This window comes from Blautia ammoniilytica, assembly GCF_025566965.1.
GTDB lineage: Bacteria > Bacillota > Clostridia > Lachnospirales > Lachnospiraceae > Blautia_A > Blautia_A ammoniilytica.
Genome location: NZ_JAOQJL010000031.1, coordinates 22,946 through 47,026 on the forward strand (window position 1 = coordinate 22,946; position 24,081 = coordinate 47,026).

General features: G+C 43.6%; 23 protein-coding genes. 13 read left to right on the plus strand and 10 right to left on the minus strand.

The features are described 5' to 3' along the window. Positions 1-10 precede the first annotated feature (10 nt). From OCV61_RS13825 to OCV61_RS13870, 10 genes are all read left to right on the plus strand, one after another. Positions 11-1,054, plus strand: a complete 1,044-nt coding sequence (locus OCV61_RS13825; RefSeq protein ID WP_158422285.1) for a V0D/AC39 family V-type ATPase subunit — start codon at positions 11-13, stop codon at positions 1,052-1,054. A 20-nt stretch (positions 1,055-1,074) separates the two neighbouring features. Further along, complete coding sequence (locus OCV61_RS13830; RefSeq protein WP_158422286.1) at positions 1,075-3,036, plus strand: V-type ATP synthase subunit I; 1,962 nt, start codon at positions 1,075-1,077, stop codon at positions 3,034-3,036. Positions 3,037-3,125: 89 nt separating this feature from the next. Further along, the gene (locus OCV61_RS13835) at positions 3,126-3,557 is read left to right on the plus strand and encodes an ATP synthase subunit C (RefSeq protein WP_158422287.1); all 432 of its coding nucleotides are present in this window, start codon (positions 3,126-3,128) and stop codon (positions 3,555-3,557) included. 1 nt (position 3,558) lies between these two features. Beyond that, positions 3,559-3,867, plus strand: coding sequence for a V-type ATP synthase subunit F (locus OCV61_RS13840; protein WP_158422288.1), 309 nt, complete (start codon positions 3,559-3,561; stop codon positions 3,865-3,867). Positions 3,868-3,881: 14 nt separating this feature from the next. Continuing rightward, positions 3,882-4,466, plus strand: coding sequence for a V-type ATP synthase subunit E (locus OCV61_RS13845; protein WP_158422289.1), 585 nt, complete (start codon positions 3,882-3,884; stop codon positions 4,464-4,466). Continuing rightward, the gene (locus tag OCV61_RS13850) at positions 4,463-6,232 is read left to right on the plus strand and encodes a V-type ATP synthase subunit A (protein ID WP_158422290.1); all 1,770 of its coding nucleotides are present in this window, start codon (positions 4,463-4,465) and stop codon (positions 6,230-6,232) included. The genes OCV61_RS13845 and OCV61_RS13850 overlap by 4 nt, the downstream gene beginning before the upstream one ends. Positions 6,233-6,261: 29 nt before the next feature. Continuing rightward, the gene (locus tag OCV61_RS13855) at positions 6,262-7,644 is read left to right on the plus strand and encodes a V-type ATP synthase subunit B (RefSeq protein WP_158422291.1); all 1,383 of its coding nucleotides are present in this window, start codon (positions 6,262-6,264) and stop codon (positions 7,642-7,644) included. 16 nt (positions 7,645-7,660) lie between these two features. Further along, positions 7,661-8,281, plus strand: coding sequence for a V-type ATP synthase subunit D (locus OCV61_RS13860; RefSeq protein ID WP_158422292.1), 621 nt, complete (start codon positions 7,661-7,663; stop codon positions 8,279-8,281). Positions 8,282-8,701: 420 nt separating this feature from the next. Further along, on the plus strand, positions 8,702-10,471 hold the full coding sequence (locus OCV61_RS13865; RefSeq protein ID WP_158422293.1) for a DUF885 domain-containing protein: 1,770 nt from the start codon (positions 8,702-8,704) through the stop codon (positions 10,469-10,471). A 97-nt stretch (positions 10,472-10,568) separates the two neighbouring features. Continuing rightward, positions 10,569-12,005: a CapA family protein gene (locus tag OCV61_RS13870; RefSeq protein WP_158422294.1), complete on the plus strand. Its 1,437-nt coding sequence runs from the start codon at positions 10,569-10,571 to the stop codon at positions 12,003-12,005. A 101-nt stretch (positions 12,006-12,106) separates the two neighbouring features. Here the strand turns inward: OCV61_RS13870 and OCV61_RS13875 are convergent, their stop codons facing one another. Genes OCV61_RS13875 through metG form a run of 5 tightly spaced genes read right to left on the minus strand, consistent with a single transcriptional unit; the run spans position 12,107 to position 16,305 of the window. Next, the gene (locus OCV61_RS13875) at positions 12,107-12,883 is read right to left on the minus strand and encodes a TatD family hydrolase (RefSeq protein ID WP_158422295.1); all 777 of its coding nucleotides are present in this window, start codon (positions 12,881-12,883) and stop codon (positions 12,107-12,109) included. After that, a complete protein-coding gene (locus OCV61_RS13880; protein ID WP_158422296.1) occupies positions 12,873-13,334 on the minus strand; it encodes an MOSC domain-containing protein in 462 nt (153 codons plus the stop codon). The genes OCV61_RS13875 and OCV61_RS13880 overlap by 11 nt, the downstream gene beginning before the upstream one ends. 1 nt (position 13,335) lies before the next feature. After that, entirely contained in the window at positions 13,336-13,824 is a 489-nt protein-coding gene (locus OCV61_RS13885; protein ID WP_158422297.1) for a MogA/MoaB family molybdenum cofactor biosynthesis protein, read from the minus strand. Next, a complete protein-coding gene (moaC, locus tag OCV61_RS13890; RefSeq protein WP_158422298.1) occupies positions 13,793-14,296 on the minus strand; it encodes a cyclic pyranopterin monophosphate synthase MoaC in 504 nt (167 codons plus the stop codon). Before moaC ends, OCV61_RS13885 begins: the two co-directional genes overlap by 32 nt. A 2-nt stretch (positions 14,297-14,298) precedes the next feature. Next, on the minus strand, positions 14,299-16,305 hold the full coding sequence (gene metG / locus OCV61_RS13895; protein WP_158422299.1) for a methionine--tRNA ligase: 2,007 nt from the start codon (positions 16,303-16,305) through the stop codon (positions 14,299-14,301). Positions 16,306-16,532: 227 nt separating this feature from the next. Here metG and OCV61_RS13900 point away from each other — a divergent pair, with 227 nt between their 5' ends. The 3 genes from OCV61_RS13900 to OCV61_RS13910 all read left to right on the plus strand — a co-directional run bounded on the left by OCV61_RS13900 (position 16,533) and on the right by OCV61_RS13910 (position 19,149). After that, positions 16,533-17,897 carry an NAD(P)/FAD-dependent oxidoreductase gene (locus OCV61_RS13900; RefSeq protein ID WP_158422309.1) on the plus strand — a complete coding sequence of 455 codons (1,365 nt, stop codon included), beginning with the start codon at positions 16,533-16,535 and terminating at the stop codon, positions 17,895-17,897. A 163-nt stretch (positions 17,898-18,060) separates the two neighbouring features. Next, positions 18,061-18,453 carry a Fur family transcriptional regulator gene (locus tag OCV61_RS13905; RefSeq protein WP_158422300.1) on the plus strand — a complete coding sequence of 131 codons (393 nt, stop codon included), beginning with the start codon at positions 18,061-18,063 and terminating at the stop codon, positions 18,451-18,453. Between the two features lie 147 nt (positions 18,454-18,600). Continuing rightward, entirely contained in the window at positions 18,601-19,149 is a 549-nt protein-coding gene (locus OCV61_RS13910; protein ID WP_158422301.1) for an NADH peroxidase, read from the plus strand. A gap of 178 nt (positions 19,150-19,327) precedes the next feature. On the opposite strand, the gene OCV61_RS13915 is transcribed toward OCV61_RS13910, so the two are convergent. From OCV61_RS13915 to OCV61_RS13935, 5 genes are all read right to left on the minus strand, one after another. Further along, a complete protein-coding gene (locus OCV61_RS13915) occupies positions 19,328-20,014 on the minus strand; it encodes a hypothetical protein (protein ID WP_158422302.1) in 687 nt (228 codons plus the stop codon). Between the two features lie 55 nt (positions 20,015-20,069). Further along, positions 20,070-20,879: an Ig-like domain-containing protein gene (locus tag OCV61_RS13920; protein WP_158422303.1), complete on the minus strand. Its 810-nt coding sequence runs from the start codon at positions 20,877-20,879 to the stop codon at positions 20,070-20,072. 91 nt (positions 20,880-20,970) lie between these two features. Continuing rightward, entirely contained in the window at positions 20,971-21,810 is an 840-nt protein-coding gene (locus tag OCV61_RS13925; protein WP_244092919.1) for an Ig-like domain-containing protein, read from the minus strand. A 198-nt stretch (positions 21,811-22,008) separates the two neighbouring features. Further along, positions 22,009-23,256 (minus strand): zinc ribbon domain-containing protein, encoded by a 1,248-nt coding sequence (locus OCV61_RS13930; RefSeq protein ID WP_158422305.1) that lies wholly within the window; start codon positions 23,254-23,256, stop codon positions 22,009-22,011. 19 nt (positions 23,257-23,275) lie between these two features. Then, positions 23,276-23,989, minus strand: a complete 714-nt coding sequence (locus tag OCV61_RS13935; protein WP_158422306.1) for a serine/threonine protein kinase — start codon at positions 23,987-23,989, stop codon at positions 23,276-23,278. Positions 23,990-24,081 lie beyond the last annotated feature (92 nt).

Genomic DNA, 24,081 nt, shown 5'->3' on the forward strand with positions numbered 1-24,081 from the left:
GTGAATTGAATTGGGAAGTGTTTTTTCCTATAGCGGACTTTCTACCAAAATAAGGGCTCTGCAAAGCAAGCTTATGACCGAGGAAGAGCTTTCAGAAATCGTACAGCTTCCGAATGTACCTCAGATAGTGGCCTATTTAAAAAGAAAACCGGAATATTCCCGGGCATGGGCCAACCTTGATGAGAACGACCTGCACAGGGGCCAGATTGAAAAGCTTCTGAAGCAGTCGATCTTCCGAAATTTTTCCAAAATTTACCACTTTGCAAACAAGGAACAGAGACGTTTTCTGTCTTTATATTCAAAAAGATATGAGATCCTTGTTTTAAAGGCGATCATGGCCAATCTTTTTGACCACAGAAATACAGACCCTGTAGACCTTAGTCCTTACCGTGACTTTTTCCTTCATCATTCCAAATTAGATCTGGATCGTCTAGCCGCCACCACAAATATGGAAGAGTTTGTAAATGCCCTGAAGGGTAATGAATTTTACGGACCTCTTTCCAGAGTAATGGAACACGGCAACGGTCTTCTTTTTGATTATGGGATGGCACTGGATCTTTACTATTTCACCCAGATCTGGAACCTTCGGAAAAAGCTTTTCAAAGGGGATGACCTGGAGGAAATAACAAAAGCCTACGGTGAAAAATTTGATATGCTGAACCTGGAATTTATCCAGCGTTCCAAACGCTATTACCATATGGATCCTGCCGCTATATACAGCCTGCTGATCCCTATGAATTATAAATTAAAAAAAGAAGAGATTACCGCCCTTGTAGAGGCTTCCGGCCATGATGAGTTTGTGGCTGTTATGAACCGCACATATTACGGACGGAAATATCCTCAGATCACACCAGTCAACCTGGAGGAATTCTACAATTACATTCTCCGTACTGTTCTTGAAAAAGAATCACGGAAGGATCCTTATTCTGTAGCAGTGATCTATTCTTACTTATATCATAAAGAACACGAAGTAAACCGCCTGACCATTGCTCTTGAATGTGTACGTTACAAAGTAGGCCAGGAGGAAGCTATGCGTTATATTCGCAACAATTAAAGAACCCGGAGGACAACATAGTGATTGAAAAAATGAAATTTGTGAGTATCACCGGGCCAAAAGCGGATATTGACAGAGTGGTAAACCGGTATCTCAGTAAATATGAGATCCATCTGGAAAATGCTCTTTCTGAGCTGACCACTGTCCGTCACCTTACTCCGTTTCTGGAAATCAATCCTTATAAAGATATGCTGTCAACTATCAGCAGCTTCTATGAGGAACTGGATACTCCTGAACAGATCCCGGAAAAGGATCTGACCATTGAACAGGCTCTGGATATTGTTTCCGGCCTGAAAAGCGAATCTGACCGGATTGCAGACAGGAAATGCCAGCTGGAAGAACAGCGTACATCCCTGACTGAATCCATGCGGATCATCGCTCCCTTCCGAAATGTGGAATTTGATGTTTCTTCTATCCTGAATTTCCGTCATATCCACTATCGTTTCGGACGTATTGAAAAAGAGTATTTTTACAAATTCAAAAAGTATATTTATGAAAATCTGGATACGATTTTTATCAAATGCAACGAAGACGACCAGTATTTCTGGGGCATCTACTTTGTTCCGGAATGCGAGGCTGCCAAGATCCATGCAGCTTATGCTGCCATGCATTTTGAAAAAGTCTTTATCCCGGATCAATATCAGGGTACAGCAAAAGAAGCTTACGTTGCCCTGGATAAAGCCATTCACAAAAATGAAGCTGACCTGGCTGATGCTAATGACCAGATGAAGAAGCTTTTAAAGGATATGGCTTCTGATATTGTTTCTGCATATCAGACTCTTTCCCAGCTTTCCAGGAACTTTGATGTCCGCAAGCTGGCTGCCTGCCTGCCAAACGGAAGCAGCAAAGACCAGGCAAATGATTCAGAAAATGCCAATACCTTCTATATTTTATGTGGATGGATGACAGAAGCAAATACCAGAAAATTCCAAAATGACATTAAGAATGATTCTAATATCTTCTGTCTGGTAGACGATGATGAATTGAACATTAAGAAACAGCCGCCTACCAAATTAAAAAATCCAAAGCTTTTCAAGCCCTTTGAAATGTACATTAAGATGTATGGCCTTCCGGCCTATGGAGAAATGGATCCTACCTGGTTTGTGGCAATTACCTATTCCTTTATCTTTGGTGCTATGTTCGGAGATGTAGGACAGGGACTTCTGCTTCTTATCGGCGGACTGCTTCTCTACAAGATCAAGCATATTGACCTTGCAGGTATCATAAGCTGTGCAGGCGTCTTTTCTACTTTCTTCGGATTTATGTTCGGCAGCTTCTTTGGATTTGAGGATATCCTGAAGCCTATATGGCTGCGCCCAATGAATGCCATGATGAACGTACCGTTTATCGGAAAACTGAATACTGTATTTATTGTAGCCATCGGCTTTGGTATGGGACTGATCTTGTTATGTATGATCTTTAATATCATCAACTCTGTAAAGTCCCACGACATCGAAAAAACCTGGTTTGATACAAACTCTGTTGCAGGTCTTGTATTCTATGGTTCAGCAGTTCTTGTAATCGCACTGTTCGTATCCGGTAAAAGCCTTCCTGCCACAGTCCTTCTTCTGATCATGTTTGTACTGCCTCTTATTATCATGTTCCTGAAAGAGCCTCTTACAAACCTGGTCAACAAGAAACCACACCTGATCGAAGGCGGTGTGGGCATGTTTATCACACAGGGATTATTTGAAATGTTTGAAGTCCTTTTAAGTTACTTCTCCAATACACTTTCATTTGTGCGTATTGGAGCCTTCGCAGTAAGCCATGCAGCCATGATGGAGGTTGTACTGATGCTGGCAGGTGCAGAAAGCGGTTCCCCTAACTGGGTGGTGGTCGTTCTCGGAAACCTGTTTGTCTGCGGACTAGAAGGACTGATCGTTGGTATCCAGGTTCTTCGTCTGGAGTATTACGAGATTTTCAGCCGCTTCTATAAAGGTACCGGAAGACAGTTTGTTCCTTTTGGTTCCAGGAAGCAGTGAAAATAATAAATTAAAATTATTTTAACGAAAGGCCCTGACTACATTTATAAAAACTTTCATTTCAGGGCAATTGAAAGGAGAACATTATTATGACAGCTATGACTCAGATCGTATTAGCAGCAGCACTTGTATTAAGTATCATTATTCCCTTTGGTTATTATCTTCTGGGCGAAAAAAGCCGCGGCCGTTACAAAACAGCTATCGGTGTAAATGCATTCTTCTTCTTTGGCACCATGCTGATCGCAGCAGCTGTTATGTTTGCAGGCAGTGCATCCGTACAGGCAGCTACCGGTTCTGACGCAGGCCTTGCAACCGGACTTGGATACATCGCAGCAGCACTTGTTACAGGTCTTTCCTGTATCGGTGGTGGTATTGCCGTAGCCAGTGCGGCAAGTGCAGCCCTTGGCGCTATCAGTGAAGATCAGAGCATTCTTGGTAAATCCCTGATCTTCGTAGGTCTTGCAGAAGGTGTTGCCCTTTATGGACTGATCATCTCCTTCATGATCATCGGTAAATTATAATATGAAAATATTCTTAATCAGCGACAATATTGACACCTATACAGGGATGAGACTGGCAGGTGTGGAGGGCGTCGTTGTCCATGAACGGGTTGAGCTGAAGGATGCGCTTGAGAAAGCCATTTCCAATAAAGAGATCGGGATCATCCTGCTGACTGAAAAGTTCGGCAGGGAATTTCCCGCCATCATTGATGATGTAAAGCTGAACCACAAAACGCCCCTTATCATCGAAATCCCTGACAGGCATGGTACTGGCCGCAAACCGGATTTCATTACCTCATATGTAAATGAGGCAATCGGACTGAAATTGTAACAAGGAGGCACCCAATGACAATCGAAGAAAAACTGCAGCATTTCTATGATGTTTCTGTAGAAGAAGCTTCCGGCTCTGCAAGCCAGGCCCTGGAAGAACACAAGAAGCATCTGGCGAAAATGTTTTCTGATCATAAACAAACCCGACAGCAGGATGCCCAGGCTCAGATCAAGGCTGAAACAGAAAATGCAAAACGGGAAGTAAACAAAGCGCTTTCCGCACAGCAGCTTACACTGAAACGGAATCTGACTGCCAGGGAAAATGAACTGAAGGACGAGCTTTTTGTAGAGGTTAAAGAACGCCTTACCCAGTTCATGTCCACCACTGAATACGAGGATTACCTTGTACGCAAGATCAAAGAAGCTGTTGATTTTGCAAAAGATGATGAACTATTTATATTCCTTTCCCCTGAAGATGAAGGTCTGAAACACACCATGATGGCGCGCACCGGATTCCCGGTACAGATCTCCAAAGAGCCTTTTATCGGTGGGATCCGTGCAACCATTCCAAGTAAGAATATCCTGATCGACAATTCTTTTATGGAATCATTGCATACACTGCGAAAAGAATTCAGTTTTGACGGAGGGCCGAAAGCATGAGCAGAACAGGCACGATTTATGGGATCAATGGCCCGGTCATTTACTTAAAAGGTGATCCAGGCTTTAAAATTTCCGAAATGGTCTATGTAGGACCTGAGCATCTGGTAGGTGAGGTCATTGGCCTGAAAAAAGGCATGACCACTGTACAGGTATTCGAGGAAACTACAGGACTGAAGCCAGGCGAAACTGTTACCGGTACAGGAGATGCGATCTCCGTGCTTCTGGGGCCTGGTATTATCCATAATATTTTTGACGGTATCCAGCGTCCGCTGGAAGAAATTGCAAAATCCTCCGGTAAATATATTTCCAGAGGTGTAAGTGTTGATTCTCTTGACACTAAGAAAAAATGGGATGTACATGTAACCGTAAAAGAGGGTGATGTGGTAACTCCTGGTACCATTATTGCACAAACCCAGGAAACCCCTTCTATCCTTCATAAATCCATGGTTCCGCCAGATATGGGAACTGCCACAGTCATCAAGACAGTACCTGACGGAGCTTACAATATCCTTGAACCCATCGTAACAGTCCGCCTTGCTGACGGAAGCGAAAAGGATATTGCCCTGGCACAGAAATGGCCTATTCGTATCCCAAGACCTACTTACAAGCGTTTTCCTGCAAGCGTCCCTCTTGTAACCGGACAGCGTATCCTGGATACTCTGTTCCCTATCGCAAAGGGCGGTACAGCTGCCATCCCAGGCGGTTTCGGTACAGGAAAAACCATGACACAGCACCAGATCGCCAAATGGTCTGATGCAGATATCATCATCTACATCGGCTGTGGTGAGCGTGGAAACGAGATGACCCAGGTTCTGGAGGATTTCTCCAAACTGGTTGACCCTAAGTCCGGCAACCTGATGCTGGATCGTACCACACTGATCGCCAATACTTCCAATATGCCTGTAGCAGCCCGTGAGGCATCTATCTATACAGGTGTTACCCTTGCGGAATATTACCGCGATATGGGCTATGACGTAGCTATTATGGCTGACTCCACTTCCCGTTGGGCTGAGGCACTTCGTGAGCTGTCCGGACGTCTGGAGGAAATGCCTGCCGAGGAAGGCTTCCCGGCTTACCTGGCTTCCAAGCTTTCCGCTTTTTATGAAAGAGCCGGCATGATGCAGAATCTGAACGGGACCGAAGGCTCTGTTTCCATTATCGGAGCCGTATCCCCACAGGGCGGTGACTTCTCAGAGCCTGTTACCCAGAATACCAAGCGTTTCGTCCGCTGCTTCTGGGGACTGGATAAATCCCTGGCCTATGCCCGCCATTTCCCGGCTATCCACTGGCTTACCAGCTACAGTGAATACCTGGAGGATCTGTCTCCCTGGTACAGAGAGCATGTTTCCCCCAAATTTGTATCTGACCGTAATCAGCTGATGGCGATCCTGAACCAGGAAAGCTCCCTGATGGAGATCGTAAAGCTGATCGGAAGTGATGTTCTGCCGGATGACCAGAAGCTTACCCTGGAAATCGCAAGGGTGATCCGTCTTGGATTCCTGCAGCAAAATGCATTCCATCAGGAAGATACATGTGTCCCAATGGAAAAGCAGTTCCTTATGATGGAAACCATCCTGTATCTCTATGAGAAATGCCGTTCTCTGGTAAACAAGGGCATGCCTGTTTCTGTCTTAAAAGAAGACAATATTTTTGAAAGAATCATATCTATCAAATATGATGTTCCTAATGACAAACCGGAAATGTTCCAGGATTATATGACAGACATCGACCGCTTCTACAATAATGTTCTGGAACGCAACGGCTGATAAACAGGACAATAAGGAGGAATGCTTTTATGGCAATAGAATATTTAGGCTTAAGCGAGATCAACGGCCCTCTTGTAGTCCTGGAGGGCGTTAAAAACGCTTCCTACGAGGAGATCGTCAAATTCCGTATGGATGACGGAAAAGAAAAGATTGGCCGTATTATTGAAATCTATGAAGACAAGGCTGTGATCCAGGTGTTTGAGGGCTCTGATGGAATGTCCCTCAGCAACACACATACCAGTCTTTCTGGACATCCTATGGAGATCGGGCTTTCCCCGGAGATCCTGGGGCGTACCTTTAATGGTATCGGACAGCCCATTGACGGGCTGGGTGATATCACACCGGAAGTCAGCCTGAACATTAACGGACTTCCGCTGAACCCTGTAACAAGGGAATATCCACGAAATTATATCAACACCGGTATTTCTGCCATCGACGGACTTACCACACTGATCCGCGGCCAGAAGCTTCCAATCTTCTCAGGCAACGGACTTCCCCATGACAAGCTGGCAGCCCAGATCGTGCGTCAGGCTTCCCTTGGTGGTGACTCTGACGAGAACTTCGCCATTGTTTTTGCAGCCATGGGCGTTAAATACGATGTAGCTGAGTTCTTCCGCAGGACCTTTGAAGAAAGCGGTGCATCTGACCATGTAGTTATGTTTCTGAATCTTGCAAACGATCCTACAGTGGAACGTCTGCTTACCCCGAAGATTGCATTGACAGCAGCAGAATATCTTGCCTTTGAAAAAGGAATGCATATCCTTGTAATCCTTACAGATATCACTTCCTTCTGTGAGGCAATGCGTGAGGTTTCCTCCTCCAAAGGAGAAATCCCCTCCCGTAAAGGATATCCTGGATATCTGTACAGCGAGCTGGCTACTCTTTATGAGCGTGCCGGTATTGTCCGTGGCGGTACAGGCTCTGTTACACAGATCCCGATCCTGACCATGCCAAATGATGATATTACACATCCCATTCCTGACCTGACCGGTTATATCACTGAAGGACAGATCGTTCTTGACCGTCAGCTTCACGGCCAGTCCGTATATCCGCCGATCAATGTACTGCCCTCTCTTTCCCGTCTGATGAAGGATGGTATTGGTGAAGGCTTTACAAGAGAAGACCATCAGGATGTGGCAAATCAGCTGTTTTCCTGCTACGCAAAGGTTGGAGATGCAAGAGCACTTGCTTCTGTTATCGGTGAAGATGAGCTTTCGCCAATCGATAAGAAGTATCTGGCATTCGGTAAAGCTTTTGAAAGTGAATTCGTAGGACAGACTGATACGGAAAACCGCTCCATCATCCAGACCCTGGATAAGGGCTGGGAGCTTCTTGGAATGCTGCCTAAGGAAGAGCTGGACCGTGTAGATACCAAGATCCTGGATAAATATTATCACGAGACTGCAAAATAAAAAGTGAGGTGATTTCATGGATCCAAATACATTTCCCACCAAAGGAAATCTGATCCTTGCAAAGAATTCCCTTGCCCTCTCCCGTCAGGGCTATGAACTGATGGATAAAAAAAGAAATATCCTGATCCGTGAGATGATGAACCTGGTGGATCAGGCGAAGGACATTCAGACTCAGATCGATGAAACCTTCCGTGCCGCTTATGCAGCCCTGCAAATGGCAAACATGGAAATGGGTATCGCCTTTGTGGAACAGGTTTCCCACACTGTGCCCATTGAAAATTCCATCCGCATCAAAACACGAAGCGTTATGGGTACCGAAATCCCTCTGGTAGAATATGATAAAAACAAAAATACACCTACCTACGCTTACTACAGCACCCGAATGTCCCTGGATCAGGCCAAGGCAGCCTTTGAACGGGTAAAAGAGTTGTCCATACAGCTTTCCATGATCGAAAATTCTGCGATCCGCCTTGCCAATAACATCAAAAAGACCCAGAAGCGTGCCAATGCCCTGAAGAATATCACAATTCCAAAATTTGAAGCATTGACAAAGGATATTTCCAATGCACTGGAAGAAAAAGAGCGTGAGGAATTCACAAGACTGAAAGTTATCAAACGTATGAAGCAAAGCGCCTGATCTTAACAGGCGGATATATGAAAATGCAGAAGGAGACTGTCACAGCTGCCTGAAAATCACTTTTCTGGTACTGTGTCGGTCTCTTTTCTCTTGTCAATAGTTTTTCCCTTTTTTTTCGTATTTTTTACAATTTTATGATATATAACCAAAACATTTGTTTTTTCTTTTTTTATGTAAATCAAGTCATCCACATCCTATCCATGTGGACAATGTGGATAATTTTGTGTATAACTTTATTTTTCAAGGTTTTTTACATGTTTAAAAAGTGGAAAACTTTTGCACCTATTTTCATACAATCCACATTCCTCGACAAACTTTGTGCAATGTGCCAAAAATATATTTTTTTCCGACAATTTATCCCCTGTCATAGAACCTTCCCTCTGCCAATAGGATAGTAAAAACAGTTTTGAAAGGCTATCTATGCGCTCCAGACTATCCCAATTATCCAAGCGACACAGATATACTCTCACGTCCCTGTTTCTTTCTCTTATCTTCCTTCTTGGCATGGGTATCGGCTGCCTGTCCGGCCACGGATTTTCAGAAAACAGTAAATTTCAGTCTTTTACAAAAGAACTGTTTAAAAAAGAAGTGTCCGGAAATACTCTTACCCTTCACTACACGCTGGCCGATCCGGAAGCCTTTGGGATTTCCGGTCAAAAGGCTTCACTTGGAACAATGGATACAGATACAGACAGTACCCGCAAGCTTTGCAAGGATTATCTCCATAAGCTGAAAGCCTTTGACTCCCATCGTCTTTCAAGACAAAACAATATAACCCAGGATACCCTGCTGCTTTATTTCCATACGCAGCTGGAAGGCCTGGAAACCCCTTATTTAGATGAGCCTCTTGGCCCAAGCCTTGGCATACAAGCCCAGCTGCCTGTGCTGCTTGCTGAATATGCCTTTCATCAGGAGCAGGATATTACAGACTATCTGAATCTTCTTGCGGATATCCCCTCTTACTTTAACAATATCCTGGAATATGAAAAGCAAAAATCCCAAAAAGGTCTGTTTATGAGTGATGCCATGCTTGACCGGATCCAGGCACAGTGCCGCTCTTTTATCCAGGATCCGGATTCTAATTACATGCTGTCAATCTTTGCCCAGAAGCTGGATGCCCTTGAAGCGCTCTCAGATGCGGATAAAATCCATTTAAACCAGGTGCATAGGCAAATCCTTATCCGCAAGGTTATTCCGGCTTATCAGGCCCTTATAAACGGTTTAGAGGCATTTCGCGGCACAGGCCGGGAAAGCTGCGGACTTTCCCATTATCCTGGAGGAACGGATTATTACTGTTATCTTCTGAAAAGCCAGACCGGGGTCTATGAACCGGTAGCCCAGATCCGTAAACGGCTGCTTACCCAGCTTCAGAAGGATTCTGCTGAAGTTTCCGCTCTGGCGGCCATACATCCATCACTTCTTACTGACTATGCCAAAGGAACTGATCTCCCCTCTCTGGCACCCCAAAAGGCCCTGCTTTTTCTTCAGGACTGTATGCAAAACGATTTCCCCTCCCTGGGCCAAACATCCTATCAGATACGCTATGTACATAAGTCCATGGAAAAATACTTAAGCCCGGCATTTTATCTTACTCCTCCCATTGACACCAAAGAGCCTAATGTGATCTATATCAATCAGGCCGCTTCCACCACACAGCTGGAGCTTTTTACCACGCTGGCACATGAAGGCTTTCCAGGGCACCTGTATCAGACACAGTTTTTTTCCCAGCTGGATCCGGATCCTGTGCGCTCCCTTTTTAATTCCGGCGGCTATGTGGAAGGCTGGGCCACTTATGTAGAATCCTATGCATACCAGTATGCAGCCACACTGATAAACCATGAGGATGCCGAAAGCCTGACCCGTCTGACAGCTCTGAACCGCAGCATTAATCTATGCCTATATTCTCTGGTTGATATTGGAATCCACTATCAGGGCTGGTCTTCTGCGCAAACCGCTGATTTTTTAAAAAATTTCGGTATCCGAGACGCATCTGCTGTAAGCCAGATCTACCAATATATTACGGAAACTCCTGGAAATTACCTGAAATACTATGTTGGATACCTGAATTTTCTGGATCTGAAAGACGAAGCCCAAAAAGAGAATCCAGAAGCTTTTGATCTGAAACAGTTCCATTCCCAAGTTCTTCAGATCGGCCCGGTTCCGTTTCCTGTGCTGAAGAAATACCTGTAACAAAAATTTAAAAAAATTTTAAAATGACTTTCCATAGAAAAAAGAATTTGCTATAATTAAATTTAACATAAAATCATTGATAATAAAGGACAGTCCAATGAAAAAGAATGAAAATGTACCATTGAATTTCAGGGAAAAGAGCATTTCACGCATCAGTTTCTATGTATCCATCGGTGTGCTGGCTGTTTTATTCCTCATATTCAACCAGATAGACTACAATATGATCCGCAAGCCTGCACAGCAGGCCCAGAAAGAAGCCCAGGCTAAGAAAGAACAGGAACAAAAGGAAGCTGAGACAGCGCCTGACGTGACTACAGCCTCCGTGATCGCAGTAGGTGATAACCTGGTGCAGCCCAGTCTTCTGAATTCCGGCAAATACGAAAGCGGAGCCTGGAACTACGATCATGTATATACCAATTTTACCACCATGCTTCAGAATGCAGATATTGCCATGGTCAATCAGGAGACCCCCTTTACAGACAGTCATGATGCTGTCAGCGGTACAGCACCTTACGCTACCCCTACAGAGATCGGAGATGCCCTTGTAAAGGCCGGCTTTAATGTGATCACCTCTGCCACACAGCTGATCGATGACAATGGTTCAACGATGCTTACGCAGACTTTGGATTACTGGAAGAACCAGCATCCGGACACAATGGTTTCAGGCATACACGACACAACCGACAATGGGGGGGCCAATATTCTTGAGATCAATGGTATCAAGATCGCTTTTCTTGATTATACCTTCCCTTCATCTGCGGTTTCAGAAGAATCCGGGGACACAGGTATGGTGAATACCTTTGATTCACAGTCAGTAGCTGATGCCATCAAAAAAGCGAAATCATCTGCAGATTGTGTGATCTTTTCTGCCAACTGGGGCAAAACAGAAGAGCCTATGCCTACCGAATACGAGAAGGAATGGGCCAATTTCCTGATGAAGCAGGGCGTGGATGTGGTGATCGGCACCCATCCCAATGTATTGCAGCCTTATGGTTACCTTACAGATGATGAAGGCCACAATATGCTGATCTATTATTCCCTTGGCAACTTTGTATCCGGTCAGGAGACCTTGAAACAGCTTCTGGGAGGCATGGCAGGCTTTACCATTGAGAAGACAGTTACCGGTGATCAGACTTCTGTTAAGATCCGCGACGGAGCACTTACCCCACTTGTCATGCATTACAGCTATGAGGATGGCGAATATCAGCCCTATCTTCTTTCTGATTATACTGACGAGCTTGCTTCCAGGCACAGTGTGCGGGACATTATCGGGGATGAATTTACCTTAGAAAATCTTCAGACAAAATACGATGAGATCATGTCCATGAACGTGACACCGTCCACCAAGACCACACTTTTGGATGTTACCTTTGATTCAGATGGCAATATGCTTGATGAGTCCGGCAATATGGTAACAGACACGGATTCTATCACTTCCAGCCAATATTACCAGAACCTTTCCTCAGCAGAAAATAATGAGGGCAACAACGACGGTGATTCAGACAGTGATAGCGGTGATTCAGAACAGCAATAACGGAAACATGTGTCGCTAGGCACACATAGCAAGAGCCATGTACCCCAGATCAAAGGGCACATGGCTCATTTTTATCTCAGTCGAAAAGACTCCCACCTCTTTCAGGTGGTGAGTAACAGCTTTTGGGCATTTGCTTCTGTAATAGTAATCACTTCTTCAGGAGTGGTGTCTTTCAACTGTGCAACAGCAGCTGCCACATAAGGCAGATTCAATGAAGAATTTCTTTTGCCACGATTTGGCTCCGGTGCCATATAGGGGCAGTCTGTTTCCAAAAGGATCTGTTCCAGCGGTGCCTGCCTTACCACTTCCTTCAGCTTTTTGGCATTTTTGAATGTAACAACACCACCGATTCCCAGATACAACCCCATTTTCAAGTATTCTGCTGCAATCTCCGGACTGTAGGAAAAGCAGTGGATGATGCCACCATACATGCCGCCTTTCATATACTCCCGGATGATCTCCAGTGTATCCTCTGCCGCATCCCGGCTGTGAATCATAAACGGAAGCTTTTCCTGTCTGGCAATATCCAGCTGGGCACGAAACATTTCCTGCTGTTTCCTGTGTTCTTCCTTTTCCTTGTGCCAATAGTAATCCAGGCCGATCTCGCCAATGGCTACCATCTTGTCCATCCTGGCAATCCGGGTGATCTCATCCAATGTATCCTTGGTCATCTTGTCTGCATCATCCGGATGCACACCTACTGCTCCATATATGAACGGATATTTCTCTGTAAGCTCTACTGTACGGTGGAATTGTCCTATGGAAGCACATACATTCACAATATGCCCTACACCCTGCTTCTCCATCTGGCCTAGAAGGTCTTCCCTGTCAGAATCAAAAGCTTCATCGTCATAATGGGCATGTGTATCAAAGATCATCTGTACTGCCTCCTGCTTCTTCTGCCTGGATCCTCAGGTCATCTCCCACACGGATCGTTCCGCCTTTCAAAACACGGGTGAACACCCCTTCTCTTGGCATGATACAATCTCCCATTTTCTGGAAAATAACACATCCATGATGACACTCCTTCCCCACCTGAGTCAGCTCCAGCACCACATCTTTACAGCAAAATCTGGTACCAACAGGAAGAGTGGCAAAATCAAACCCTTCCACTACCAGATTTTCTCCAAACGCACCATCTTCTACTTCTGCGCCTCTGGAACGAAATGCCTGAATCTTATCATAGGATAAAAGGCTTACCTGCCTGTGCCATTTCCCGGCATGGGCATCTCCTTTGATTCCCCAGTCCTCTATAAATTCAGCCTCAGGGATACTGCGTTTTTGTGTACCCCTTTTTTCACTGATACAGATTGCCCGTATTTTACCCATGTCAGCCTCCACAATTCCCAGTCTCTCCGGTAAGGATCTCAATCCCATGCCCAAGAGCGCTAATAATATATTCCAGACTTTCCCGTACAGCCTTAGGGCTGCCCGGCAGATTAATGATCAGTGTCTGCCTGCGTATCCCGGCTGTGGCCCGGCTGAGCATTGCCCTCTTGGTAATGGTCATACTGTATGCACGAATCGCCTCAGGGATCCCTGGTACCCTGCGTTCTATCACATCTTCGGTAGCCTCCGGCATCACATCCCTTACAGAAAATCCGGTGCCGCCTGTGGTAAGGATCAGCTCTGCCAGGTTTTCATCAGCAATCTGAGCCATACGTCTGGCCAGCATATCCCGGTCATCCGGAAGAATATCCATGGATACCACCTGATATCCTTCTTTTTCTGCAATTTCTTTTATTGCAGGACCACTTTTGTCTTCCCGCTCTCCTGCATAACCAGCATCACTGGACGTGATGATCGCTACTCTCTTCATAATAAAAATCCCCGCTTTTACCGCCTTTTTTCTCTACAAGATGAATGTCTGTCATCACCATATGCTTGTCAATGGCTTTGCACATGTCATAGATGGTAAGAAGTGTTACCTGTACACCGGTAAGCGCTTCCATTTCCACACCTGTCCTGCCCTCTGTCTTTACTGTACAGAAAACCTGGATCCGGCTTCTCTCACCATCAATCTGATAATCAATGCTGCATTTCTGTATAGGAAGAGGATGACACATAGGCACCAGCTCTGACGTTCTTTTCACCGCCATGATCCCTGCCACCCGTGCCACGCCCAGAACATCTCCTTTTTTCACTGTACCAGCAGCAACCGCCTCCAGAATCTCCCTGCCAACCAAGATAGATCCTGTGGCTACTGCAGTGCGGCAAGTAATGGCCTTTCCGGACACATCCACCATGATCGCATTGCCTTTTTCATCAAAATGGCTTAATTTACCTTCCATGATCAGCAGATCTCAGCTCCTGCAGGCATTTCTCTTTCAGGAACCATAAGGGAAAGCTTGCCTTCCTCATCTTCAGCGCAAAGGATCATTCCCTCACTTAAGATACCTGCCAGCTTGGCCGGCTTCAGATTGGTAACAACCATAACCTTCTTCCCAACCATCTGCTCCGGTGTATAATGTGCCTTGATACCGGACACGATCTGGCGCACCTGGCTGCCGATCTTTACCTGAGAGCACAGAAGCTTTTTAGATTTCTTCACTGCTTCACAGGCAATGATCTCCCCTACCTGGAACTGAAGCTTGGAAAAATCATCAAAGGTGATCTCCGGCTTTGCCTCAAGATCAATGCCTTTCTCTTCTTCTTTTGCAGGCTCTTCCGGCTTGGACGGATGAAGCACTTCTACCTTTGCCATAACCTCTTTCAGGTCCAGACGTGCGAAAAGGATCTCCGGCTTTTCTGTTACTTTATTGCCTGAAGGATACAATCCAAAGGTCTTAAGATCTTCCAGTGTACGCTCTTTTGCATTTAACTGGGCAAGGATCCTTGCTGCAGTATCCGGCATAAAAGACTGAAGAAGTGTAGCACCCATGCAGATCCCTTCAACCAGATTGTAAAGGACTGTTGCCAGACGATCCTGCTTTGTCTCATCCTTTGCAAGTGCCCAGGGCATTGTTTCATCAATATATTTGTTACATCTCTTAAACAGTGTGAACACTTCCGTAATAGCATCTGCTACACGAAGCTTCTCCATTTTGGCATCTACTTTTCCAGGTATGGACAGAATAAAGGATTTCAGATCCTCATCTACAGGCTCTGCAACACCCTTATTCTCTACAACACCGCCAAAATACTTATTTGACATGGAAATAGTACGGTTGACCAGATTGCCCAGTGTATTAGCCAGTTCAGAATTAAGGCGCTCCACCATCAGTTCCCAGGTGATCACTCCATCATTGTCAAAAGGCATTTCGTGGAGTACGAAATAACGGACAGCATCCACACCAAAGAAATCTACCAGCTCGTCTGCATAGATCACATTGCCTTTTGATTTACTCATTTTACCATTGCCCTGCAAAAGCCATGGATGTCCAAATACCTGCTTTGGAAGCGGCAGATCCAGAGACATCAGGAAGATCGGCCAATAAATAGTATGGAAACGGATAATATCCTTTCCGATCAGATGCAGGTCTGCAGGCCACATTTTATTAAACTGCTCTGTACTGTTGCCGTCACAGTCATAGCCAATCCCGGTAATATAGTTTGTCAGTGCATCCAGCCATACATAAACAACATGTTTCGGATCAAAATCAACCGGAATTCCCCACTTAAAAGAGGTTCTGGAAACGCAAAGATCCTGAAGTCCAGGAAGCAGGAAGTTGTTCATCATCTCGTTCTTTCTGGATTCCGGCTGAATGAAATCCGGATGTGTATTAATGTAATCGATAAGCTTGTCTGCATATTTGCTCATTTTGAAGAAATATGCCTCTTCCTTTGCGGGCACGCAAGGCCTTCCACAATCCGGGCATTTACCGTCTACCAGCTGGGATTCTGTAAAGAATGATTCACATGGAGTACAGTACATTCCCTCATAATGCCCTTTGTAGATATCGCCCTTTGCATACATTTTCTTGAAAATCTTCTGTACCTGCTTCTCATGATCAGCATCTGTTGTACGGATGAACTTGTCATAAGAGGTATTCATCAAATCCCAGATCTCTTTGATCTGACCGGAAACATTATCCACAAATTCCTTAGGTGTAACTCCTGCTTCAGCTGCCTTCAGCTCAATCTTCTGGCCATGCTCATCAGTTCCGGTCTGGAAAAACACATCATACCCCTGCTGTCTTTTGTATCTGGCAATGGCATCTGCCAGAACAGCCTCGTAAGTATTGCCGATATGAGGTTTTCCGGATGTGTACGCAATGGCTGTTGTAATATAATACTTCTGTTTTTCCATTTCTTGATTCCTCCTCTTTCTACAACAAAAAACGCCTTCCCAACCTACCATTGAGAAGACGAGTCCTTGGGTTTTCTTCTTTATGAATGCATCGTAACACACTTTGCCGTTTTTGTAAACACAGTTTTGCCGTATTTTCTGCCTGTTGCTTGTTCCAATACCCAAATTATGATAGGATAAAATAAGGTTATAAAACCATGAAATGGTACCTGTCTTTTCTTGCAGGATACTATTGGTAAACGGTTGAAACTATTAAAAAAATAAGGAGTGTGAGCAAATTGAAATATGATGTGATTATTGTTGGTGCCGGTCCTGGCGGTATTTTTTCTGCCTATGAGCTGATCCACCGAAACCCTGATCTGAAAATCGCAGTTTTTGAAGAAGGCCATCCTCTTTCCCGACGTCACTGTCCCATTGACGGAGATAAGGTAAAAAGCTGTATCAAATGTAAAACCTGTGCCATCATGAGTGGTTTTGGCGGTGCAGGCGCTTTTTCCGATGGAAAATATAATATTACCAATGATTTTGGCGGCACTCTGTATGAACATATCGGCAAAAAGCAGGCCATTGACCTTATGGAATATGTAGATTCCATCAATGTTTCCCATGGGGGAGAAAAAACAAAAATGTATTCCACTGCGCAGACGAAATTCAAAAAGCTTTGCATCCAGAACAAGCTTCGTCTCCTGGACGCTTCTGTCCGCCATCTGGGTACAGATATCAACTATATTGTTCTTGAGAACCTGTTCAATGAGCTGAATAACAAAATGGATTTCTTTTTTGATACCTCAGTAGATCATATTGAAGTTCTGGATACAGGCTACCGCATCTATCATGGTGATTCCTATGACGACTGTGAGAAGTGTATCGTCTCAGTAGGACGAAGCGGCAGCAAATGGATGGAAAAAATATGTAAAGAACTGGATATCCCTACCAAATCCAACCGTGTGGATATCGGTGTGCGTGTAGAGATCCCTGCTGTGATCTTCTCCCACCTGACAGATGAACTGTACGAAAGCAAGATCGTATACCGCACAGAAAAATTTGAAGATAATGTACGTACCTTCTGCATGAATCCCTATGGGATCGTTGTAAATGAAAATACAAACGGAATTGTCACTGTAAACGGCCACAGCTACGAAGATCCTCAGAAGCAAACGGAAAATACAAACTTTGCACTTCTTGTTGCCAAGCACTTTTCCCAGCCCTTCAAGGATAGTAACGGCTATGGCGAAAGCATTGCCCGTCTCTCCAATATGCTGGGCGGTGGTGTGATCGTTCAGCGCTTTGGCGATCTTGTCCGAGGCCGCAGAAGTACTGTCCGCCGTATTGATGAGGGCATGGTTCGTCCAACCCTGGCTGCTACTCCCGGAGATCTGAGCCTTGTGCTTCCCAAGCGAATCCTGGATGGAATCATTGAGATGATCTATGCCCTTGACAAAATCGCTCCAGGTACTGCCAATGATGATACCCTGCTTTATGGTGTGGAAGTTAAATTCTATAACATGGAAGTAGACATCAATGAAAATCTTGAAACCAAATATAAAGGATTGTATGTGATCGGTGACGGAAGCGGCGTTACACACTCTCTTTCCCATGCTTCTGCCAGTGGTGTATACGTGGCAAGACAGATCACACAGTAAAGATCGGATCAAACAAATCATACATTCAATAACAAATAAAACAGTACATGTCATCGACAACGAATAAATTCGTAAATTCTGTTAATTACTTATTGACATACAGAAGAAAATAGGTTATATTAATTTCAGTAACAGTTATCATTATCAGAAAGGAGCTAGTTTTATGGCAGCCATGAAATTCAGCCGCCAGCGAGAATCCATCAAAGAATTCCTAAGAGGACGTACAGATCATCCTACTGCTGACACTGTATATGAGAATGTAAAGCTTATATATCCAAAGATCAGCCTTGGAACTGTGTACCGCAATCTTTCTCTTCTTTCTGATATTGGAGAGATCCAGAAGCTTGCAAGCTTTGGCGGTTCAGACAGATTTGACGCCCGGATCGATCCCCACTGTCACTTTATGTGCACCAGATGCGGCAGAGTCCTTGATATGGATGAGGAGCATTTTGACAAGCTTATGGCAGAGGCGGCTATCCATTTTACAGGCGGTGAGATCACTCATTATAACGCCAGTTTTTACGGGATCTGCAAGGATTGTAAGGGAAAAGAGTAACTATTCCTTATTAAAAGCCAAAAATTTTACTTATTAAAAACCAAAAGTTTTACTTGACAATTCAGCAATTACATGTTACATTAAAACAGTAATAATTACTATTATTAAAAATTAAATAATTAAATTATAGAAAAGGAGATATGAATTATGGCAAAATGGGTATGTAGTGTATGCGGTTATGTTTATGAAGGCGAGAATCCACCAGAAGCCTGTCCACAGTGTAAAGCACCAGCATCTAAGTTCACTAAGCAGGATGAAGGAAACCTTACATGGGCAGCTGAACATGTTGTAGGTGTTGCTCAGGGCGTGAGCGAAGACATTCTTGCAGACTTAAGAGCAAACTTCCAGGGTGAGTGCTCTGAGGTTGGTATGTATCTTGCAATGGCAAGAGTAGCTCACAGAGAGGGATATCCGGAGATCGGCCTGTACTGGGAGAAAGCAGCTTATGAAGAAGCAGAGCATGCTGCTAAGTTTGCAGAGCTGTTAGGTGAAGTTGTTACAGACAGCACCAAGAAGAACCTTGAGATGCGTGTAGAAGCTGAGAACGGTGCTACAGCTGGTAAATTCGACCTTGCGAAACGTGCGAAAGCAGCTAATCTGGATGCTATTCATGATACTGTTCATGAAATGGCTAAGGATGAGGCAAGACATGGAAAAGCATTCGCTGGTCTTCTTAAGAGATACTTTGGAGAATAATTTCTTCCAGAAATTCGCATAGAATACAGATTATTACAAAGGGGTTGCCGCACTTGCGACAGCCCCTTGTTTATAGCGTTGAAAACACATTTACTAATTCACATACCTTCTTGTAACTCCATAAAAGGAATTCAATTGATTCCTACCAATCTTCATATACCCTTTCTTATTGTTATATCTAATAATATCTTCTGTTTCCGCCAAAGTGAATATCTAATTTGTATTCTACTCCTTTAGAATCCTTCACACGGATCTGAAGCCAGCTTCCTTTTTTCGTGTTGGGTACATATTTTCCATTTTTAAAAGACCGGGCTGAGTCATACCAGATCCAGTTCTCCTGATCACTGTATTTGGCAAATACCAGCTTCCAGCCCTTGGCTAATTTCCAGGAAACCTTATGTTTGCTTTTCTTATCTTTGACTGTGAAAAAGCCATGACGATCTGTATCAAAAATATTTTTTCCGTCAACCTTCAAATACTGAACAGGCTTTGCGTCTTTTACGATAAGGGTAGTTTTCAAAGTGTAAACTTTTTTATTCTTTTTTACCTTTATGGTTATATTGGATACTCCATTTTCATAAGGAATATACTCAAAATCATCCCGTCCTGAACTTTCAATCTCTACCACATCCGGGTTGGAAGACTTTACGGAAATGATCTTACCCTTTCCCACATTTTTAACTGTTACTTTTTTATCATCTGTCCAGGTAGACCTGTAATATACGATCTTTTTCGCTACTTTTGGTGCTGCACTTGTTGCTGCCTTAGCCTGTGCAGGTGCAAAACACAGCGATACCATAAAGCAGGCAATCCATAAAAACAGCCCCTTCTTTATAAATCCTTTTCTCATTATCTTTTCTTTCATTACTGGTCTCCTCTTGAGATTTCTATTTTTTCCTTCATCGTATGCATGTTATCCATTACTCAAACGGCAGCAATATGGAAAAGAAATCCATAAAATTAAGCCCTTTTTCGTAGTAATTTTTCATCATATAATTATCCAGTTCTTTTATTAACTTACAGTTAGAAACGCGTCTTCGTTTCAGGGTTTCATCATTACGATACTGGATTTTTGTTATTGCATCTTTCTTAATAAAAGTTAAGGTTCCTTTTGCACGGGTGGGGGTAATCACCACACTGCTAAGATCATACTCAAGATTTTCCAGAAAGTTACTCTCCGTGGTTATGTTCATCGTCCGTCTTCCGTCCTCGGTATCATAATCAATCTGTATATTGTACTCTACTGCAAAATTTTTTGTTGAAAACAGGTACCATCCATTCAGATCCTTTGCTCTCCAGAAAATTCTGTAACCATTGGGGTCTCCCCATGTACTATCATAAGACCTAACGATTTCAGGGGCAAAATACTGTGAAAAGTTAGACATATTCAAATCTGCTGTTTTAAAATATGATTTAACACCTTTCACCGGCTTTTTAACTGTTACTTTGCATGTAAGTTTTTTCTTTCCGTATTTGGCGGTGATAACAGCTGTTCCCTTCTTTCTCGCCTTTACAACTCCGGTCTTGGAAACCGTTGCCACACTCTTTTTACTGCTTGTCCAGGTGATTTTCCTTTTGATTCCCTTTGCCTTTAACTTATAACTTTTACCTACATTCAATGTAATGCTTTTCCTGTTCAGTGCTGCTGCCTTGGCTGAAACCGGCATGGCCAGCATGCTCACCAGCATGCAAAGAAACAGGATCCCTGACATTTTTTTGAATCTCTTCATTTCCTATCCCCTCTTGTTTTATAAAGTCTCTTTTGTTTTTATAAAATCTCTTTTATGGATTCTCTTTTGCTATGCCTTTTGTAAAAGGAGCTTACTTATGTGGCTCAAATGGCTGTAGGGTGTAAGACGGAATAGAAAAACTACTGTATTTCTTATGTACGTATTCCGCTACTTTATCATTGTATTCAAAATAAGTGAATTTTTTCATCTTCAGGTATGTGTCATATGGGCCATATTGGATACTCTTTACAGCTTTTTTATTCACAAACACAAGCGTTCCCTGTGCCCTGGAGCATACTTTATCTGTAATGCTTACATTCGTATGTTCTTTTGTCCAGTAAGCATCTGTGGCACTTCCGGCACCAGATATCTGAAGCTTTGCCTCCCTGGTCGCTCTGGTTCCGTCCTCATCATTGTAAACAATGTTAAAAACAAATTCCGCCGCATAGTTTTTTGCGGTAAGCAGATACCAGTTAGGATCCTTACACTTTAACATAATGTAGCATCCGTCTCTTTCTCCCCACATATCATATCTTGGAATAGTTACATAGGTGAAATACTGTGAAATATTAGACGCATTCACCTTGACAGTTTTAAAATATGATTGAGGGAATTTTGTATCTTTCACCGGCTTTTTAACTGTTACTTTGCATGTAAGTTTTTTCTTTCCGTATTTGGCCGTGATAACAGCTGTTCCCTTCTTTCTCGCCTTTACAACTCCGGTCTTAGAAACCGTTGCCACACTCTTTTTACTGCTTGTCCAGGTGATTCTTCCTTTGATTCCCTTTGCCTTTAACTTATAACTTTTACCTACATTCAAGGTAATGCTTTTTCTGTTCAGCGCTGCTGCCTTGGCTGAAACCGGCATGGCCAGCATGCTCACCAGCATGCAAAGAAACAGGATCACTGACATTTTTTTGAATCTCTTCATTTCTCTTCCCCCCATAATGATATACTATATTTTTTGCCTGAATCAGGCATTCATTTCTATTATAAATATTAGCATTTTCAAACACAATTACCCTGCTGCATAGTATCGTAATTCGTCTTGCAGGAGGTGCCTCATGAACCAGTGGCCTGATTTTGCTGCACATCTTTGCAATCCTGCCAGAAACTATTCATCTGCATATTATTGAAAAGCTGCCTTGGCTGTATCTACAGGATGCTCCGCTTTATTGTCAATGTCTGTATCATTTCCTGCGAATATGCTTCCTGCAAAATCAAGCACTTCTGTTCCCGGCAGATTGTTGATACAGACAGCCGTTCCGTTATCAGTAAACGTATTATTTAAATAGTTTGGCGCAGAGCCATAAGAAGTGCTGCTGTTAAATTTCAATGCCGTTATATTATTTGTAAAAGTACAATCCATTGCATTGACCCATGCCCCATTTTGTGCAAACGCTGCAGTATCCCATCCGTCAAAGCTGCACTGGGAAAGAAGTACCAGACAATACGCATTCAGACCGGTTCCTGAATTTCCAGCAAAATGTACGCCGGATATATCAGCATAATTTCCATTCATTCCTCTCATACTTACGGTTCCGGTAAAGGTAGTGGTGATGTCCTCTTCTGTGCTTCCATAAATCCCCCATACATGATCTCCGAAAACAATATCTCCATCATAGGTCACTGCCGGAAGATGAAGATATACTGTGGTATCTGATGGCACTTCTTCCTCAATGGAAGCCAACAGTGCCTTTAATTGATCGGTTGTTTCCATCGGAGTATCCTCGAAATAATAAGTAACTGCTTTCTGCTTTTCCAATGTAAGCTTTGTACGTAGGGAAATCGTATCTCCGTTTTCCATAGTCAGCATCCATTCAATGTCATTGGTGCCGCTGTCCGCATGAAAAAGGATATCCGATACATATGCTGCATCTGGAAAGCTTTCATTATGAGTTGGTTCCACAAACTCCATCTTCTGAGAATTTTCATAAGGCTTTGTATTTACCTGGCAGGACTTAACCTTTTCTGTAAATTCTTTCCATGCCAGCTTCCCGGTTTTCTGATCAAGAACATACAGCTGACAAGGCAGTGCACTGTCCATCCCCTCAGACAGTGTATCGGTACGCTCTCCCTGTGCATGTCCTGTCACACCATCTTCCTGGGAAAAAGTCAGCAGAACCTTATATGATTTATCTTTATCCTGATAAACGATCTGCGCGCCGCCTTCGTATTTTTGGGGCTTGTGATGCATAAAAAAAACAGTCCCCACAACTGCACTCAGGATCAGGATAGTCAGAATGATCAACGCTTTCTTCTTCCATCGTCTGGGTGGTTTTATCTCCTTTTTTTCTGTCTGAACTGCTGTACAATGCGGACAAAAGGATGCTTCATCCGGTATCAGCTGTCCGCATTTTATACACTTTTTGCTCATTGATTTTCCCTCTTGTTATTTATAAAATCTCCATCAGATGAAGAATATTTTTGTATCTTTTTTCCGGACTGACCATTGTACATCTTTGTACGATCCTTCCCATTCTGCCACCAGCAAGCTTTCGTGATGGATGCTCCCCGGTAAGCATAATATTAAGCAAAATGCCCAGCGCATAAATATCTGCACGCCCATCAGATTGTGACAGACCATACTGTTCAGGTGCTGCATATCCGGTAGTGCCAAGGATCTGTGTGTCTTCCCGGTTATTGTTTTTATAGATCCTGGAAGCATCAAAATCAATGAGAACTACTTCTTTTCCACGTATGATAATGTTCTCTGGTTTTACATCCCTATGTACTACCCCCATAGAATGGAGCACCCACAAAGCCGAACATAATTTCCTGGTGATCTGTCTTGCCTCTCTGCTTGTAAGAAGGCCTCCTTCCAGAAATTCCCCCAGATTATCTCCCTGTACATACTCCTCCAAAAGAGCTGTCCTGCCCTCCTTCTCACCAACTTCCATGATCTGCGGCAAATTGGGACAGTATATGGCAAGAAGCTTTCGATATACCTCACTATTTCCTGAAAAATGCTTAAAAACATACAGGGTGCCACTGCTTTTGTGACGCACAAGAGAAACTTCCCGTTGTTCACTTTTTTTAAAAAATCGGATAGTATCATATTCATAATGGACTGCTTCCAGAAGATTGTCATAAAGATTCATTGTTTCCATTGCAAATTCTGCTCGAACGGTACGCCTATTCTGAAATCAGCGGTACATTCATTCTGATTTAGCGGTACGCGTTTTCTGCTCAAAACGGTACG